We start from the raw sequence: 17,962 nt of genomic DNA, 5'->3' as shown, positions 1-17,962 counted from the left end.
GTGCTCCTTGGCGAAGGAACCTACCACCTCGAAGCCCCGCTCCTCTTCCGCAAAGTCGACGGTGGGCAGAACGGACACGACGTGATCTGGCGGGCAGAGACCGGCGCGCACCCCGTCCTCTCGGGTGGCGTCGAGGTTACCGGCTTCACCCTCTTCGATGCTGAGCGCCAGATCTGGGTGGCGGACGTTCCGCGCGGCTTCGACACCCGGGACATCTGGGTCGATGGGACAATGGCCGAACGCCCCTGGCTTGAGATCGCGCCAAGCGATGTGCGCTTCGATGCTACGGGTTTCACAATCACCGCGCCGGACCTCGCCTGGCTCGGAGAGATCGCCCATCCCGAACGTCTCGAAGTGGAGGCAACCGGCTTCTTCACCGACCGCTATTCGCCCGTGAAGGAAATTTCGGGAACACGGGTCACCATGCAACAGCCCGCCTGGGACAACAACACCTGGGGCTACGACACCCTTTCGCAGCCGATCTTTCCCGACGACAGCCGCCTTTTCCTCGTCAACGCGCTGGAATTCATAGGGCGCACCAACGACTGGCACGCCCGCCCTTACCAATGGGTGATCGATCCCGATGCGGGCAAGCTCTACCTGCGCATTGGCGAAGACGAGGACATGGCCGATCGCACGGTAGTGCTGCCCCGCCTGGAGGCACTGGTCTCCATCGCCGGAACGCCCGAAGCCCCGGTGGAACGCCTGCGGTTCGAGGGGCTGGGCTTTGCTCATACCAGCTGGCTCGGTGCCTCGCGCCCGACCGGCTATGCTAACCAGCAGAGCGGTGCATACCTCTTGGAGACGACGCCGCTGCGCCCGGCCGATGCCTGGCAAAGCTGTGACTGGGGCTGCGTGGAATTCGAATCGCTGCGCCAGCGCTGGCACCAGATGCCTGCCGCCGTACAGGTGGCCGCCGCGCGCGACATCACTTTCACTCACAACACCTTCTCCCAAATCGGACAGATCGCGCTGGGCATCGGCAACGATGCCAACGCCAATCTCTCGGGCGTGGGACTGGCCACGCAGCGTATCACGGTCCGCCGCAACCGCTTCGCGGTGCTTTCGGGGGGAGCGATCATGGCGGGCGGCGTGCGGCTGGAAGCACACCATCCAGACAGCCCCGCGCTCGTCAACCGGGAGCTGACGATCGCGGACAACACCGTCGCCACGGTGAGCCAGCACTACAAGGACAACGCCGCGATCCTCTCGACTTACGTTGAGGATGCCAGAATCGTCCACAACGACATCACCGATGCGCCCTACGACGGGATCGCAGTCGGCTGGGGCTGGGGCTACAACGATGCCGGCGGCAATCCGAACTACGCTGAGAACCAGCAAGGCTATGTACACAATCCCCGTTTCACGACCCCCACCACCCTGCGCGCCACCCTGGTGGAGGGCAACCGCGTCCACGGGGTCAAGACCTGGTACATGGACGGCGGCGCGATCTACAACCTGTCCGCCAACCCCGACGCAGTGATCCGCGCCAACCACATCTTCGACATCCGCGACCGCATCGGGATCTATCTCGACGAGGGGTCGAAGCACGTCACCGTGACCGGGAATGTCGTGGAGACCGGCGGGAAGTGGCTCAACATCAATACCGCAGGCGACATGTTCCGGCGGCGCATCTCCACCGACAACCGGGCCACGGAAAACTGGCATACCTCCAACACGACGGGAGGTCGTTGGTTACCCGAGATCGGCAACGATGCACGGGGCAACATCCTGGTTCCCGACCGCGCCTGGCCCGAGGCGGCCGCCCGTGTGATCGCCCAAGCAGGGGTTCGCCCGGACCGCTCCGAAGGCCCGGACTGACACCAAGCTGCCCTGATGCCGAGGCATCAGGGCCTTGGAACGTTCAAGCCCGTCTCATCCCTTCAGCCCCACCCTCCCTGACGGCCATCTGCTCCGCGCAGATGGCCGTCTTTTTGGGATCATCAGGCCAGTAGATCGGGACCGATATCCTCAACCGAGGTGACCCCGCCCAGGGCCATCGTCACCTGCATACCCTGCGCGATCAGATCGAGGAGGCGGGCGACCCCCGCCTCGCCGCCTGCCGCAAGCGCGTAGACATAGGCACGGCCCAGCAGCACACCTTTGGCGCCAAGTGCGAGCATGCGCACGACGTCGAGCCCGGTGCGCACACCACCGTCGACCAGCACGGTCAGATCCTTGCCCACCGCCTCGGCGATCGCGGGAAGCGCCCGCGCGCTCGCCAGCGCGCCGTCGAGCTGGCGCCCGCCATGATTGGAAACGACCACCCCGTCGGCCCCGAAACGCACCGCATCGCGCGCGTCCTCGGGATCGAGTATGCCCTTTACGATCATCTCGCCCTTCCACATGTCGCGGATCCATTCGAGATCAGACTAGGTGATTGACGGGTCGAAATTGGCTCCCAGCCATCCGATGTAGTCGGACAGGTCTGTGGGCAAGCCACGATAGTCGGAGATGTTGCCCAGGTCATGCGGCCGGCCCATCAGGCCCACATCGAGACTCCAGCGTGGATGGGTCATCGCCTGGAGCGCACGGCGCAGCGGGGCAGCCGGGCCGCTCATGCCGGAATGGGCGTCACGGTAACGCGCACCGGGCAGCGGCATGTCGACGGTGAAGACCAGCTTGGTCACGCCCAGCGCCTGCGCGCGCTCGAGCGCGTGGCGCATGAAGCCCCGGTCCTTGAGAACGTAGAGCTGGAACCAGATCGGCGCGCCGCTCGCTTCGACGACATCGGCCAGCGGACAGACGCTGACGGTGGAGAGGATGTAGGGGACCTGCGCAGCACGAGCTGCGCGCGCGACCTGCAGTTCCCCACGTTGGCGCATCATGCCGCCGAGCCCGATCGGGGCCAGCATCACCGGCATCGCCGTGTCTTCGCCGAACAGGCGCGTCTTCAGGCTGAGATCGGAAACGTTGCGCAGCACGCGCTGGCGCGGATGGACTTCCGCCAAGGCAGCGCGATTGGCGGCCAGCGTCTCCTCCCCGAAGGCCCCGCCGTCGAGATAGTCAAACAGGAAAGGCGGAAGGCGGCGCCGGGCGGCCTCACGAAAGTCCGTGGGAGAGGAAATGATCATGGCTGGAGCCTCAGGTTTCTGTCCGGTGCGAGGCGCAGAAGCAGATCCGCGCGCGCGGGCATCTCGTCGAGAATGTGGCGGGTCAGGCGCTCGTAGTGCTGCACGAAGCGGTCTAGGGTCGCCGCGTCCATCACCTCGCACCCCGCTTCAGGCGCGCTGGCAAGCCGGGTGCGCAGCTGCGCCTCCTGCTCCCCACGCCACCCCCGCACGACCTCGAAACCCGGCGCGGCGAGCAGGACCAGCCGGTCGATCGCGCCGAACAGTGGGGCATAGTCGCTCTCCAGCACGGCGTTGACGTGCCCACGCCAGATAGCCTCGGGATCCTCCTCGCGCTCAAGCGCATTAACGGGGGCCACCAACTGCGCGGCGCTCTGCGGTCGCGCGCCGACACACCAGCCTTCAAAGATGAGAACGTCGAGCGGGGTCTCGACCCGCTGCCCTTGCGGCGCAGGTTCGTCGCGGCCCTTGTCGAAGCGCGGCAGGTCAAGCGGACTGAAGCCCTCCCCCAGCGCGGTAAATAGGTCCCGTCCCCGCGCGACGTCGTGGGTGCCGGGGACCCCGCGCGTAGCAAAGAGGGGGTGGACCGTGCGAGCAAGATCCCGGCGCTGCGCTTGGCCAAGGTAGAGATCGTCGATCGAGAGAGTTGCGGCGTGCAGGCCTCTTTCCCCCAGCCGCTCGGCAAGCCAGGCGGCAAGCGTGGACTTACCCGACCCCTGCGCGCCGCACAGGCCCAGGATCAGCGGCCGCTGAGGGTGGGCAGGTAGCCACTCCGCGAGCGCAGCAAGCACCGCCTCGCCAGTCGGAAAGGCCTCAGACGACACGATCAAGGAGGGACTCCCCGGCAAAGAAGCAATCAAGATTATCGGCCACTTTCATGCCCATCGCCGTGCGCGCTTCCAGCGTGGCGCTTCCCAGGTGCGGAAGCAGTACCACGTTGGGAAGATCCACGAGGGCAGGGTTTACCTTCGGCTCGGCCTCATAGACATCGAGCCCGGCGGCCGCGATGGAGCGCTGTGCAAGAGCCTTGGCCAGCGCCGCCTCGTCAATCAGCGAGCCGCGCCCAGTGTTCACCAGCACTGCATGCGCAGGCATGCGCGCGAGCATCGCCGCATCGATCATGTGGCGTGTTTCCGGTCCGCCAGGCGCGTGGAGCGAGAGCACGTCCGCGCACTCGGCCAGTTCGTCAAGGCTGGCGTGGTAGGCACTTTCGGGCATGTCGGGCGCGGCGCGGCGGCTGTGGTAGGCGATCTTCATACCAAAGGCCTGGGCGCGATTGGCCACCGCCCGGGCGATGCGCCCGAAGCCGACGAGACCGAGCAACTTGCCGTCGAGCGAACGCCCCAGGAGGTGCGTCGGGCGCCACCCCGTCCAGTCACCCGCGCGCAGTTCGCGTTCCCCTTCCCCGGCACGGCGCATCGCCATCAGGATCAGCGTCATCGCAATGTCGGCGGTCGCCTCGGTCAGGACGTCCGGGGTGTTGCTGACCGCGATGCCCTGCGCGCGCGCAGCGTCAAGGTCGATATGCTCAAAGCCCGCACCGTAGTTGCCCACGATGCGCACGCGGCGTCCCTCGGCGGCAAGAACCGCCCGGGTCACCTTGTCGGTGACGGTGGGACACAGCGCATCGTGCGTGCGCATGGCTGCGATCATCTCGGCCTCGCCCAGCGGCGTATCGGTATCGTTGAGTGTGACCTCATAGGTTTCGGCAAGTCGCTCCTCAACGATGCGGGGCCAGCGGCGGGTCAGCAGGATCTTGGGCTTGGTCATCAGATCAGTCCTCGTTGCGCGAGGTTCCGCATCAGCGCCGCCGCGCCGAAAGTCCAGGGTTCGCAAGCATCTGTTGCCTGTACACGGTTGGTAAGCGTCCCCAGTTCCGGGCAGTGGATGCGCACCACGTCGCCTGCGGCATGGGTAAAGCCGCGCCCGGGCTCGCCCCGGTCCTGGGTGGGCGCAAACAACGTGCCCAGGAACAGTACCAGCCCGTCGGGATAGGGATGGTGCGCATTGCAGGCCTGCCCGGCCAGATCGGCGGGACTGCGGCTGATCTCGCGCATCTGGGATTGGCCCTCGAGGGTGAAACCGTCCTCTCCGTGCACCGTCAGGGTCAGGCTGAGGCGTTCCACGGCGGCAAGATCGAAATTGTGCTCGAACAGGCGTACGAATGGCCCGATCGCGGCGGCCGCGTTGTTGTCCTTGGCCTTGCCCAGCAGCAGCGCAGAGCGGCCTTCGACATCGCGCAGATTTACATCATTGCCCAGTGTCGCGCCCAGAATGCGCCCGTCCGAAGCGATCATCAAGACCACCTCGGGCTCGGGATTGTTCCAGTCCGAGGCCGGATGAACGCCGATGTCATGGCCTGCACCCACGCTCGCCAGTGGCTGCGCCTTGGTAAAGATTTCCGCATCCGGGCCGATGCCCACTTCCAGATACTGGCTCCAGGCCCCCGCTTCGATCAGCGTCTGCTTGAGCGCCATGGCGGCCTGGGAGCCGGGTTGCAGACGGCCCAGGTCATCGCCCACCAGCGCCTGGACCTGCGCGCGGATTGCCTCCGCCGCGCGGGCATCCCCACGCGCACGTTCCTCGATCACGCGTTCCAGCATTGAGTTCGCGAAAGTGACCCCGGCGGCCTTCACCGCCTGCAGATCGACTGGCGCCAGCAGCCAGGGCCGCGTGGGATCACGCCGCAGGGGATCGCTGTTGGACAGGACCGCGTCAAGCGCACCGATGTTCTCTCCGGTTGCCTCGCGCAGCGCGTGGACCGGATCGGCGCTCTCGCACAGGTCACGCACGGTCGGAAAGCTGCCGGATATGTCGGTCAACTGCGCACCGTCGACGCGGACCACCGAGGGGCCACATAGTTCGGGCCGCCAGACACGTCCCACCAGCAAGGCGGCAGAGTCCACGGGCAGGATGGCGCGTGGGGAAAGGTCGAGAGGCATGGTTCAGCGTCTCCTGAATTCGGGCGCACGACGCTCGGCAAAGGCCATGCGTCCTTCGGCCGCGTCCTCGGTGGCAAAGCAGATGGCCTGGAGATCGCGCTCGTATTCGACGGCTTTCTCGTAGGGCATCTGGTGCGCCGCGCGCAGGTTCAGCTTGGCCGTCTCCGCTGCGATAGGCGCGCGCTGCGCAATCTGCGCCGCGATCTCGCAGGCGCGAGGCATCAGCTCCTCGGGCGCGGTGACCTCGCTGACGAGCCCCCAGGACAGCGCCTGAGGCGCCTCGACCATCTCTCCCGTAAGGAGCATCAGGGCGGCGTTCGACATGCCCACCGACTGAGCGAGCCCCACCGCCATGCCGCCGCCCCCGATCCAGCCCAGCTTGATCTCGGGCGCGGCAAAGCGAGCACTGGCAGAGGCGATGCGGATATCGCAGGCCAACGCGGTCTCCAGCCCGCCACCAAGCGCATAGCCGTTGATTGCCGCGATGACCGGCTTGCGGCAGGCGCGAAGGGCATCGCAATAGTCCGCGCGGTTGCGAAAGTCCCAGGGTGTTGCATAGGCATCGAGCGTGGAGATGTCCGAGCCGGCGCTGAACGCCCTGGGCCCCGCCCCGGTGACGATAAGGCAGCGCACATCGTCGGTGGAATTGCAGGTCGCGACCGCGTCGACCAGCGCCTTCGCCATGTCCGGGGTCATCGCGTTGAGCTTGTCGGGGCGATCGAGCGTGATCGTGGCGATATGGTCGGCGATCTCGAAGCGCAGATGGGCGCTCATGTCTCGGTTCCTTCTTCGTAGTAGCGGGCAAACGCGGCTTCGAGTGCCGCGAGAACGGGCTCGGCGGCTTCGCCTGTCAGGAGCCCTTCGCGCAGACGCTGCGCAATCTCGGTCTGAAAGGCGATGGCACCGGCGTGCCGGGGGCGTAGCGCGGCGCCTTCCAGCGTCGCGCGCGTTGCGCTGTAGAAATGCCCGGCCGCAGCATCGCATGCGGCGTCGCACCACGCCGCATGCAGAGCCGGTTGCCCGGCATGTGCGGGAATGAAGCTGCACTGCGCCTCGCTCGACATGAGCCAGCGCAAGTGCCGTCGGAGCGCTGGGGTTATAGCGCCCGCCGCGAGACCGCGATCCCCGTCCCTCCCAGAATTGAACCGATTCCGGCGGGGCCGCGCGGCGCATCGGAAAAGACGACCTGGCCGCTCGCCGCGTAGTTCACGTAGCCGTAGACAAGCGGAACAAGCGCCAGATCCGCGCCTGCGGCAAGGGCGTGAAGCAGCGCGATCGGGTTGTGACCTGCGTAGTCGCGCGTGGCCTGTGTGGTGAGAGCCTGCATGACGGCGTAAGCCTCGCGCCCCGCCTCAGGCGTGACGAAGCGTCCCTTGGGCCGGGTTCGTCCCTGGAAGGCTGCCGCGACGGACTGGAAAGTCAGCGCTGCATGCGGACCGGACAGCGACAGAGCGACCCGCCGCTTGTCCGCCAGTGCCAGTACGTCGTCCCAGGTGCGGGGGGGCTCCTCTACCACGCCGGGGGCGAAAGCCATGACCTGGCTTGCCGCGTCGAGTGGAAGGGCCCAGTGTGCACCATCAAAGGCGTAGCTGGCCATCGAAGGGCCGATGGTCTCGCGCGCCAGCGTCGAGACTTCGGCCATACCCAGAACGTCTTCCATTGGCCGAAGACAGTCGGTGGCCAGTGCCTCGCCGATGTGGGGATGGTCGAGCACAATAAGGTCGTGGCGCGCGGCAAGCTCGGCGATCGGGTGGGATTCGAAGCCTTCGAGCGGATGCCGCTCCCAGTGCAGCGACATTCCATGCCCCGGCGCCACCTGCGCAGCGGCGGCATCGAGCGCCGCATAGCCGCGCGGGTGATCCCAGGTCAGGCCAAGGTAGCTGGGGGTATTCATGCGTGCTGGCGCACCACGCCCGATTCGATCAGCTGCGCGATTTCCTCCTCGCTGCGCCCGGTCTCACCCAGGACGTCGCGGCTGTGCTCGCCCACCAGCGGTGCGCCGCGCGTGATTGCGCAGGGCGTAGCGGAAAAACGGATGGGAAAGCCCGGCACCTTTACATGGCCTTCGGTGGGGTGTTCGTACTCCACGAACGTGCCGTTGTGCTTGATCTGAGGATCCTCGAGAAGATCGGCGTAGCCATAGACGGGGCCGCACCAGATGTCGGCCGCGCGAAATCTGGCAAGCCAGTGCTGAGTGCTGGCCGTGACGAGATGCTCGCGCACACGAGCGAAAATGGCGTCGCGCTGGGTCCAGCCATCGCGCTCTTCCTCCAGCTCGGCAAAGAACGGATCGTCGAGCTCGCGGGCCAGCACCTTAAGCGGCGCCATTGCCAGTGTCATGTACCCATCGCTGGTCGCGAAGACGCCATAGGGCGCGCGGATATAGCTATGGGCATGTGGTTCAGCCGAGCGGGACTGGGCCTTGTGCCCCACGGTGAAGACGGACAGCTCCTGCATCTGGATGGTAGTGATCGCATCGAGCATATTGACCTGGACCAGCTGCCCCTCGCCAGTCCGTTCCCGGTGGAAGAGAGCGGCCAGCGCGCCTTCGAAGGCGTTGTAGGCTGCCACCGCATCGACAAGGTACTGCCCCGCCGGACTGGGCGGGGTGCCCTCGACGCCGGTCGAGAGCATGGCTCCGGACATGCCCTGCAGCAGCAGGTCCTGGCCCGGCAGGTTGCGATAGGGACCATCCTCGCCGTAGCCCGACATCGAGATGTAGATGAGGTGCGGGTTTATCGCGCGAAGCGTGGCGTAATCGACGCCCAGACGCTCGGCGACACCGGGCCTGTAGTTCTGGAGAAACACGTCCGCGTCCTTCACCAGGTCGAGCAGCACCGCCTTGCCCTCAGGCGACTTGAGATCGATCGCAAGCGAGCGCTTGTTGCGATTGAGTGAGAGAAACGAGACGTTGATACGGTTGCCCTGCGCCCCCCCGGCAGAAGCATGGCGCTGCCATTCGCCACTGGTCGGCTCGACCTTGACGACATCCGCGCCCATGTCGCCAAGCCTTTGCGCGGCGAATGGACCGGCCATCGCTATGGAGCAGTCGAGTACCCGGATTCCTTTGAGAATTGTCATTTGCTTGGTGTCCTTCAGGACATGGTCCAACCGCCGTTGACGTGCAGCGTCTGGCCCGTGATGAAACCCGCCTCTTCGGCGGCGAAGAAACCGATGGCGTGGGCGATGTCGCCGGCGCGGCCACGCCGCTTGATCGCCTGCGCTTCGAGGACCATCGCCTCGTAGCAAGCCGGATCGGGGTGTATCTTTTCCGCATCGGTCGGGAAGGCACCCGGCGCGATGGCGTTGACAGTAATCCCCCATGCCCCGAACTCGCGCGCCCAGGCACGGGTCAGGCCGATCAGCGCCCCCTTGGACGCCACGTAGGGAGCAAGGTTCGCCCAGCCCCCCGAAATGGTGATGGAGGAGATGTTGATGATCCGCCCGAAGCCCTTCGCGCGCATGCCCGGAAGGGCGCGCTGTACGGCCACGAACCCGGCATCGACGTTGATCCGCTGCACATACTGGTACTCCTCGATTGAGAAGTCCTCGAAGGGTTTGGAGGGATAGATGGCCGCATTGTTAATGACGACATCGATGCCGCCGAAGCGTTCGACGAAACCGTCGAGGGCGCCCTCCAGACCATCGAGATCAGCAAGGTCGCAGCGCGACACCGTCAACGTGCCTGCACCCGGTCCATGTCCCTGTTCTTGCGCGGCAGCCTCGAGCGCAGCGATCTTGGCCACGTCGTTGTCGAGCGCGATGACATTCGCCCCGCGGTCAAGGAGGTGCAGACTGGTCGCGAGCCCGAGCCCCCCGGCCGCGCCGGTGTAGAGCACAGTGCGCCCCCTCATACCACACCTCCCAAGGCCGGAAAATCACCGGTCGGCGCCGGATAGTCCTCGGCAGGCTGGCGCGCGCTGGCCTCGATCCGCGTGATCGCCGCAGCGACCGCATCGGCATCGGGCAGGACACGCAGGACGGTCTCGTAGAGTCGTTCCTCGCCATGTTCGAGTTCGATCAACTCACCCCGCTGGCGGGCGAAGTCCTTGCCATGGACGTGGTTGGTCGAAGGCTCGATCCCCACCGCATAGTGCCCGGCATGCAAATTCTGCCACTCGAACATGCAGGGGAACTGGTCCTTGCGAGTAACCACGGCGAAGCCGAGACCGATCCGCTCGTTGACGATGGCCACCTCGACGCGCCCCTGTGAATCAGCTGCCATGTCGTGCTGCCAGACCTGTTCGTGGAAGTTAACGATGGGCGCGGGCAGTGTGCGATAGCCGACCCCCTGTCCTCCATAGTCCCCGGCATGGGACGCCCAAAGCACCTCGCGCACGGGTGCCACGTAGCGCGCGCCTTCGGCGACGACGGGGTGGCCGACGTTGATGTGGTAACAGAACATGTGCGGCGTCGTGTAGAAGCCGTGGTTGACCACCCGGTCGTTCAGCCGGATCTCGTCGCTGCCCATGTCAGCCTCGATCCGCCGGACGAGATACAGATCCTCGCCGAAAACCGTCGCCTGGCGCACGATACCTTCGGCCCAGAACGTGCAGACATCCCCGTTCCAGCTTTCTCCGTAGCCGGTCAGCTGCGCCGGGATCGTCCCGATCCGCCCATGCAGCGAGGAAGCGACCTTCTCGCGCGGGCCGTAATGATAGTGATGGGCCGTATCCTCGTGCATGAACAGGATATGGTCGAGCCCGCAGGTCACGTTCAGCCCGGACATTGCCCGAAACCATCCAAGCCCGCCCTCGCCTTCGTACTCGTGCAACGCGGGATGGCGGAAGCCAGAGGGCGAGTGCCAGCCGATCGCCCGACCTGCGTGCTCACACTCGGCGATGTCCATTGCGCGGTCCACCATCACGGTGAAGCGCAGACCCGTGCCGGTGCGGAACTCCAGCATCCTCACCCCCCGTTCGGCCCCATCGGCCAGCGTCATGAGGCGTACGCCCGCAAACTGCGAAAGCGATCCGGTGTGCGCCGCAAGGTGCTTTCGTGGCACCTGGGCCCCGTACAACCAGGCCATTCCTGCTCCCTTCATCTTGTAAGATGTATGATGAATACGTAGGAAGGCCAGACGCGTCAACAGGGAGAGTTCAATGACCGCCATCACCCGCCGCTGCTTCGCCGTCGACCTCATCGACGAGCCGGAGATGATCGCGCGCTATCGCGCCTGGCACGCGCCCGGTGGTCCGCCCGCCGCCGTTACGCAGGCGATTCGCAACGACGGCGTGCGTGACCTCCAGATCTGGCAGGTCGCCGATCGAATGTTCATGATCATGGAACAGGATGCCGCGCTGGCGCGGGACGATGCCGGAAAGGCCGCACGCGACGCCGCCAATCCCGACGTCCAGGCCTGGAACGCGCTGATGGCACAGTTCCAGCGGGCATTGCCCTCCGCTCCGGACCGGACATGGGTGGAGATGGAGCGGATCTACGCCCTTGCCGAGCAAACGTGAACGCGTATCGGCCCGTCGGGCGCGAGGGTGCCGCGCTAAGCCGTGACGGAGGTGGTCCCATCCGAAGCGCGGCGCTTCGCCCAGGAACTTTCGATATGCTCCTTCATGGCGCGGCTGGCGAGATCCGGATCGCGCGCGGCGATCGCATCGTAGATACGGCGATGAGCCTTCTGCGTCTCGCGCACGTGCGCGACGCTGAGCCGTCCAGCATAGCCATGGTTGTTGAGTGCGCGCGACTGGACCCGGTCAATAATAGCCTTGCTCAGCCGGTCGCCGGACATGCGCATGATAACGTCGTGGAAGAGGACATCTTCCTGAACATAGGCGGCGGGCATCTCGACGAGGCTCTCCAGTTTCCCGATCTGCGTTTCGAGTTCGGCCAAGTCCTCGGGCGTGGCCTTGCGCGCGGCCTTGGCCGCCATCGCCCCTTCAAGCGAGGCCCGAATCTCGGACAGGTTGTCGAGATAGAGAAGCCCATCACTCCGGCGGAACAGCGCGGCCAGGATCATCGGATCGAGCAGGTTCCAATTGGACTGCTCACACACGATCGTGCCGCGCCCCTGCCGCGAGACGACCAGCCCCTTCTCGGTCAGTGCGGTCGTCGCCTCGCGCACCACGGTACGGCTGACCTCGAAGCGGTCGCAGAGCATGTTCTCGGGCGGCAGCGCGGTCCCGGTCGGGTAGACTTCCGTCACGATCGCGTTGACCAGTTCCTCGACCACGGCAACCGCAAGCCTGGGCCGGCGCCGTGGAGGGACGCTCACCGGGCTGTCGCTGCTAACCTTGTCCTGCATCTTGCTACGTGCTCGCTTCAACTCTGGATCCTGGACGCGCGCGGCGCCCTGGAAACGCTGACCCGACCGGGAAAGATTCGTCAAGGCTTGCCAAGCCTGATAGATCATACATAATACGAATTATCAATGATGCCATGGGCAGAGGATGCGTAGATGAAGATCACCGGCTATCGAAGCCTTGTCGCCTTACATGACTGGGGCCGCCCGGTCGGGGACGTGAATGGGCTTGTGCCATCGGGGATCACCGAAGTGCCGATCCTACTTCTCGAAACCGATGGCGGCCTCACCGGCATCGGGCTTGGCGCCCACGCCGAGATCGACCGCGTGTTCCCGGCCGTGGACGGCGCCGATCCGCGCGCAGTGGCAACGCTCTATGACGCGATGCTGGCCCATGTCTTCAAGAGCGGTCATGCCGGCACGACCTTTGGCACCATCGCCGCGCTTGACATGGCCTTGTGGGATCTCAAGGCGAAGATGGCAGACGAACCGCTATGGCGCACACTCGGAGCCGGAAACCGCTTCGTGCATGGCTATGCCTCGGGACTGTGCTACGGCCTCGATGACGCCGCGTTCGCAGCCCACTACAACCGCTGGGCGGACTTGGGCTTCACCGCGGCCAAGGTAAAGGGGGGGCGCGATCTCGACCGAGACATCGCCCGCCTCGAAATTGTACGCACGATCCTAGAGCGCAACAGTCCCCGCCCGGCCCTGATGCTCGATGTCAACGAGGCCTGGAATTGCAAGCAGGCGCTGCGCCATCTTGCCGAGATCGAGAGGCGGGTGGACCTGACCTGGATCGAGGAGCCGGTTCGACGGTGGGATGCAGCGGGCCTCGCTCGCATTGCGGCCTGCGCCCGCACGGCGGTCGCGACCGGCGAGAACCTTACCGGGATCGAGCAATTCACCCCCCTTTTCGACCAGCGCGCGGTAGATATCGTGCAGACCGGAAGCTGCTGGGGCATCACCCATTTCCTACGCGTGGCGATGGCTGCGCACGCGCGTGGGCTCCCGGTATCGCCGGTCGCCTACAACGCCAATCCGCTGGCCCATGCCGCGGTCGCCGTACCGAACATGATCGGGCTGGAGATTCAGGACTTTTCCTTTCCCGAAGGCCTCGACGTCGATCAGGAGATCGGCGACGGCGGGCTCGTGCTGGGGGACCGGTCGGGCCTGGGCATCGAGATCGACGAGAGCCGTATCGCCGAGCGCGCAAGCGCGCTGGGCTGGAACGTGCGCGGGGGCCCGCATCGCCGTGCCGAACGCACCGGACTGTGTCTTGCCCCAACCACCGAACCCACGTCCGCTGCGCGGGGGGAAGGATGAAACACGATATGTCCTTTACACCGGGACCTGGCCGGACAGCATGGGTCGGTGGCGCGCAGCGCTGGCGCCTGCAACTGTCGCTGATGGTCAACTTCTTCCTGCTTATGGCCCTCTACAGCGGGGTCCTGGGCGTGCTTCTGCCCAACCAGATTGCCGAGATCTCGCCCGCGTCGAAGGAGAATAACCTGGCGATCCTCTTCGCGATCACCTCGGTCTTCTCCACATTGACCACGCCCATCGCCGGTGCGCTTTCGGATCGGACGCGGACCCGCTGGGGCCGTCGGGCCCCATGGATGGCCCTTGGATCGCTTATCGGCTCGGCGTGCCTCTTCGGCATTTCCGGGGTGACGGGATTCGTCTCGCTGATCGTGCTGTGGGTCATGGCCTCGGTCGCCTACAATTCGGTGCAACCGGCCATGACCACCCTCATCGCGGACCGCTTTGCTCCCGAAACGCGCGGCGCAGTCTCCGGCATCGTGGGGGCGGGCATGACCGCAGGGCTGACCGCCGGAACCGTCGTTGCGGGCTATCTCGCCGGCGAACGCGTGCTGGCCTATGGCCTCTTTGCGGGCGCCATCGCGGTCTCGTGCCTGGTCTTCGTGCTGATCAACCGCGAGCCACCCAGCGACCGGATGCCGCGCCGCCCCATCCATTGGGGGACCTTCTTCAAGAGCTTCTGGATCAGCCCGCGTGCCCACCCGGATTTTGCCTGGGCCTTCGCCAGTCGTTTCACGATCTATATGGGCTATCAGGCCATCGCTGCCTACCTTCTCTATATCTTGCGCGACTACATCGGACTGGAAGACGCGGCCTCGAACCGAGCGATCGCGAACATGGCCATGGTGACGCTCGTGTGCCTGGTGGTGTCCTCGCTGACCTCGGGCTGGCTCTCGGACCGCTGGCAGCGGCGCAAGCCCTTCGTCGTCGCCGGAAGCCTGATCATGGGGGCGGCCATGCTCGCTCCGCTCCTCCATCCGACCATGATGGGCATGTGGATCTACGCCGCGATCATCGGGGTAGGCTACGGCATGTTCATGTCGATTGACATGGCCCTCATGACCCAGGTCCTGCCCGAGGCTGCGCTGGGCGACGAGGGCAAGGACCTCGGCGTGCTGACTACGGCCGTCAACATCCCGCAGATCATCAGCCCTGTCATGGCCGCCGTGCTGCTCGGGATTTTTTCCGGCGATTACAGGGCTATTTTTGTAACCGCCATCATCTTCGTATTCGGCTCGGCGCTGTGCGTCCTGCCCATTCGCTCAGTCCGCTGAGCTGCACATCCCACTCCAGAAGCATAATACATATGATGTATGTTGACTCTCCGCGAAGGAGGCGTAATTACATCGAACAATAAATAAGGGAGAGTTGAGAATGCCCACTCAGGGAAGGTTTCGTCGCGCGGGGCCGACCGCGCTGCTATGCTCGGCCGCCATTCTTGCCCTGGGCACAACGCCCCAGGCCCTTGCCCAGGAGGCCGCAGATGACGGGGCCGGCCAGGGAAGCGAGTTGAGCGCCGCTGACGCCGAGGCCGTGATCATCGTCAGCGGCATCCGCGCCAGCCAGCGCGCGGCCATCGACATCAAGCGCGATGCAGTGTCCGTGGTCGATTCCATCGTGGCCGAGGATCTCGGCAAGTTACCCGACCAGAACGTCGCCGAATCCCTCCAGCGTATCGCGGGCGTCACCATCGAGCGCAACCGCGGCGAGGGACGCTACATCACGGTGCGCGGCTTCGGTCCCAAGTTCAACGCGGTAACGGTCAACGGCCGCACGCTTGCCACTAATAACAACGGGCGCGAATTCTCGTTCGACGTTCTGCCTTCCGAGATCATCTCGGGCGCCGATGTCTACAAGTCCCCGCAGGCCAACGTGAACGGTGCATCGATCGGCGCAACCGTCGATGTCCATACCCTGCGCGCGATCGACCAGTCCGAAGCCTTCGCCTTCAGCGCGTCGGCCGGACAGATGTGGGCGGAGATCGCCGACAAGTTCAACCCGGAAGTCTCGGGTGTCCTGTCATGGCGCAATGCGGACAGCACGCTGGGGATCTCGCTTTCGGGAGTCTATACCAAGCGTGACACCCGCAACGACGAATTCACCATCGGCGCGGGCCATGTCCGCCGCTCCAGTACCGATTCCTACTATGATGCCAACGGCCTAACGGGCGGACGCCTGGGCCCGGACGTTGCCCCTTTCAACAATGTCTCGATGCCCTCGAATCTCTCGCCGTTCTTCTTTGAGCGCAGTCTGGAGCGCTACGGCTTCTCGGGCGCGCTTCAGTTCCGGCCGACCGATACGCTTACGGTCTCGCTCGACGGGATCTATTCCAAGGCCGACTTCACCGAACAGCAGACCGGCCTTGCCTACGATTTTTCGGGCGGAAGCCTGGTCGAGCAGATCGTCGAGGACGGCGAGGCCGTGTATCAGCGTTACGAGAACGGCTTTGTCGACCAGATCGTCCAGTACGACCACCGCGACGTGCTCACCACCCAGTTCGGTGCCAATGTCGAGTGGATACCGACCGACCGGCTCAAGCTGAACCTCGATGTCTCGCGCTCCAAGGCTGAGCGGCGGGGTAAGGAAGATGGCCTGTTCACCACCATCCGGCGCAAGGGCATGGACATGTGGTTCGACCGCCGGGGCGGCAGCCCGATCTACCAGTACGGCTTTTCGAACCCCGCCTACCCCAACGCGGCGACCAACCCGCGAGGGATTACCGCCCATTATTACACCTGGGGCGCGACCAACGACGTCGACGACAAGATCAGCGAATACCGCTTCGATTCCGAATGGGAGGCGACCGACGAGCTGACACTCTTCTTCGGCGGCATGTACGCACAGCGGACCAAGACCCTGACCGGGGACGAAATGCCCTTCGACCAGCAATGCGCCTATTGCGGTTCGGACCGCGTACTCCCGACCAGCCTGTTCCGCCCCACTGGGCGCGACTTCTTCCAGGGCTCAGGCCCGGACGCCATAGTGCGCGACTGGGTCATCTACAGCCCGCAGGAGATGATCGGCGTCATCGATACCTTCGCCCGGGAGGACGGCATCGCCTTCGCGCCCGCGGTATATTCCCCGGCGGCCTCCTCCGTCGTCGATGAAAAGGTAAAGATCGGCTACGTCATGGCTAATTACCGTACGATGCTGGGCGGCATGCCGCTCACCATTAATGCGGGCCTACGCTACGAGGGCACCTCCTACACCTCGGACGGAGCATCGCGCACGATCATCAGTGCGCGCCCCAATGGCCAGGGGCAGAACATCATCGAGGTCTCCGATATCGTGCCGGTCGGCTTCAAGGGGCAATACCATGACTGGCTGCCTTCGCTGAACATCAAGCTGGAACCGACCCCGGACCTGATCCTGCGCGTCTCGGCCTCCAAGGTGATGACCCGGCCGACTCTGACCGATCTCTCGCCCCGCCAGACGATCCAGACCAATCCGGGCAACGAGACCATCAGCCGCGGCAACCCCGACCTCGATCCCTTCCGCGCCAAGCAAGTCGAAGTGGGGGCCGAATGGTACTTCGCGGACAGTTCACTGCTGTCGTTCGCGGCTTTCTACAAAAAGATAGATTCCTTCGTGACGCTGGTGACCACCCCCCAACTGGTCGACGAGGTGACGTTCCAGGTGACAGTGCCAGACAATGGCCAGGGGGCGACGGTAAAGGGCTTCGAACTGGGCTACCGTCAGGCCTTCACCGGCCTGCCCTCGCCGCTCGACGGTCTGGGCGTCCAGACCAGCTTCAACTACACCGAATCCAACGCCAACTACACGAACGCGGTTGCAGGCGTCTCCTACGGGCTAGAAGGCCTATCCAAGACCTCCTACAGCCTCGTCGGCTTTTACGAAAAGTACGGCATCCAGGCGCGTGTCGCCTACACCTGGCGCGACAACTTCCTGCAGGTGGCCTCAGGCCGCAACGGCGAGCCGGAGTACTTCGACGCCTACGGCCAGCTCGACGCGGGTCTCTCCTACGAGGTAACGCCGCGCTTCACTGTCTTCATGGACGCGATCAACCTCAACGATGCCAAGGAGTTCATCTATTCGGTGAGCCAGGACCGCACCAAAGAGTACCGCCGGACCGGGCGCCGCTTCTCGGGCGGTGTCCGGTTCCGCTTCTGACCCGCGCTGGCCTTGATGGCGGTCCATGGAGAACCTTGCTCCATGGGCCGTTTCTCAAAATGCGAGGCGCTTGCCTTGACGTGCTATCCAGAACCGCACGGGTAGCGTCCGGCTCTCCTCCAACTCGCGAGCGATGGTCTGGGCCGCAGGTTCCCTGGCCGGGGCGAGCGATGGTTTGATGTGGCCGATGACCACATTCAGCCCGCGCAGGGCGTCGGTGTCGCCAACGTGCCCGTCGAGGC

16 protein-coding genes and 1 pseudogene are annotated in these 17,962 nt (G+C 65.1%); 5 read left to right on the top strand and 12 right to left on the bottom strand.

Annotated elements, in window-relative coordinates; all coding sequences use genetic code 11:
- On the top strand, window positions 1–1,821 hold a 1,821-nt coding region (locus MBENS4_RS10595), incomplete at its 5' end, for a right-handed parallel beta-helix repeat-containing protein (RefSeq protein WP_039390636.1).
- Between the two features lie 122 nt (window positions 1,822–1,943).
- On the opposite strand, the pseudogene lldD reads toward MBENS4_RS10595, so the two are convergent.
- The 10 genes and pseudogenes from lldD to MBENS4_RS10550 form a co-directional block, all read right to left on the bottom strand.
- A pseudogene (lldD, locus tag MBENS4_RS10590) lies at window positions 1,944–3,074 on the bottom strand (FMN-dependent L-lactate dehydrogenase LldD).
- Entirely contained in the window at window positions 3,071–3,895 is an 825-nt protein-coding gene (locus MBENS4_RS10585) for a kinase (protein WP_039392224.1), read from the bottom strand. Before MBENS4_RS10585 ends, lldD begins: the two are co-directional and overlap by 4 nt.
- Entirely contained in the window at window positions 3,885–4,844 is a 960-nt protein-coding gene (locus MBENS4_RS10580; protein ID WP_445321514.1) for a 2-hydroxyacid dehydrogenase, read from the bottom strand. Before MBENS4_RS10580 ends, MBENS4_RS10585 begins: the two co-directional genes overlap by 11 nt.
- A complete protein-coding gene (locus MBENS4_RS10575) occupies window positions 4,841–6,013 on the bottom strand; it encodes a fumarylacetoacetate hydrolase family protein (protein ID WP_039390632.1) in 1,173 nt (390 codons plus the stop codon). Before MBENS4_RS10575 ends, MBENS4_RS10580 begins: the two co-directional genes overlap by 4 nt.
- A 3-nt stretch (window positions 6,014–6,016) precedes the next feature.
- On the bottom strand, window positions 6,017–6,787 hold the full coding sequence (locus MBENS4_RS10570; RefSeq protein WP_039390630.1) for an enoyl-CoA hydratase/isomerase family protein: 771 nt from the start codon (window positions 6,785–6,787) through the stop codon (window positions 6,017–6,019).
- Window positions 6,784–7,077 (bottom strand): hypothetical protein, encoded by a 294-nt coding sequence (locus MBENS4_RS26120; RefSeq protein WP_199904370.1) that lies wholly within the window; start codon window positions 7,075–7,077, stop codon window positions 6,784–6,786. Before MBENS4_RS26120 ends, MBENS4_RS10570 begins: the two co-directional genes overlap by 4 nt.
- A gap of 32 nt (window positions 7,078–7,109) precedes the next feature.
- The gene (locus MBENS4_RS10565) at window positions 7,110–7,907 is read right to left on the bottom strand and encodes a carbohydrate ABC transporter substrate-binding protein (protein WP_199904369.1); all 798 of its coding nucleotides are present in this window, start codon (window positions 7,905–7,907) and stop codon (window positions 7,110–7,112) included.
- Window positions 7,904–9,094 carry a CaiB/BaiF CoA transferase family protein gene (locus MBENS4_RS10560; protein ID WP_039390628.1) on the bottom strand — a complete coding sequence of 397 codons (1,191 nt, stop codon included), beginning with the start codon at window positions 9,092–9,094 and terminating at the stop codon, window positions 7,904–7,906. Before MBENS4_RS10560 ends, MBENS4_RS10565 begins: the two co-directional genes overlap by 4 nt.
- Before the next feature lie 14 nt (window positions 9,095–9,108).
- Window positions 9,109–9,867 carry an SDR family NAD(P)-dependent oxidoreductase gene (locus MBENS4_RS10555; RefSeq protein ID WP_039390626.1) on the bottom strand — a complete coding sequence of 253 codons (759 nt, stop codon included), beginning with the start codon at window positions 9,865–9,867 and terminating at the stop codon, window positions 9,109–9,111.
- Window positions 9,864–11,042 carry an aldose 1-epimerase family protein gene (locus MBENS4_RS10550; protein WP_039390624.1) on the bottom strand — a complete coding sequence of 393 codons (1,179 nt, stop codon included), beginning with the start codon at window positions 11,040–11,042 and terminating at the stop codon, window positions 9,864–9,866. The genes MBENS4_RS10555 and MBENS4_RS10550 overlap by 4 nt, the downstream gene beginning before the upstream one ends.
- A gap of 73 nt (window positions 11,043–11,115) precedes the next feature.
- Between MBENS4_RS10550 and MBENS4_RS10545 the strand changes: the two genes are divergently transcribed.
- Window positions 11,116–11,475 carry an L-rhamnose mutarotase gene (locus MBENS4_RS10545; RefSeq protein ID WP_039390622.1) on the top strand — a complete coding sequence of 120 codons (360 nt, stop codon included), beginning with the start codon at window positions 11,116–11,118 and terminating at the stop codon, window positions 11,473–11,475.
- 35 nt (window positions 11,476–11,510) lie between these two features.
- Here MBENS4_RS10545 and MBENS4_RS10540 read toward each other — a convergent pair whose 3' ends face one another.
- The gene (locus MBENS4_RS10540) at window positions 11,511–12,290 is read right to left on the bottom strand and encodes a FadR/GntR family transcriptional regulator (protein WP_242404866.1); all 780 of its coding nucleotides are present in this window, start codon (window positions 12,288–12,290) and stop codon (window positions 11,511–11,513) included.
- 132 nt (window positions 12,291–12,422) lie between these two features.
- On the opposite strand from MBENS4_RS10540, the gene MBENS4_RS10535 reads away from it, so the two are divergent.
- From MBENS4_RS10535 to MBENS4_RS10525, 3 genes are all read left to right on the top strand, one after another.
- Entirely contained in the window at window positions 12,423–13,592 is a 1,170-nt protein-coding gene (locus MBENS4_RS10535) for a mandelate racemase/muconate lactonizing enzyme family protein (RefSeq protein WP_039390620.1), read from the top strand.
- A gap of 8 nt (window positions 13,593–13,600) precedes the next feature.
- A complete protein-coding gene (locus MBENS4_RS10530; protein WP_039390618.1) occupies window positions 13,601–14,863 on the top strand; it encodes an MFS transporter in 1,263 nt (420 codons plus the stop codon).
- A gap of 235 nt (window positions 14,864–15,098) precedes the next feature.
- Complete coding sequence (locus MBENS4_RS10525) at window positions 15,099–17,720, top strand: TonB-dependent receptor (RefSeq protein WP_242404865.1); 2,622 nt, start codon at window positions 15,099–15,101, stop codon at window positions 17,718–17,720.
- Window positions 17,721–17,774: 54 nt separating this feature from the next.
- On the opposite strand, the gene MBENS4_RS26220 is transcribed toward MBENS4_RS10525, so the two are convergent.
- The coding region (locus MBENS4_RS26220) for a hypothetical protein (protein ID WP_039390614.1) at window positions 17,775–17,962 on the bottom strand (188 nt) is incomplete at its 5' end.

Source organism: Novosphingobium sp. MBES04, from assembly GCF_000813185.1.
Classification (GTDB): Bacteria; Pseudomonadota; Alphaproteobacteria; order Sphingomonadales; family Sphingomonadaceae; genus Novosphingobium; species Novosphingobium decolorationis.
The sequence above is the reverse complement of the archived record's forward strand: the minus strand, read 5'-3'. Positions and strand labels throughout refer to the sequence as shown.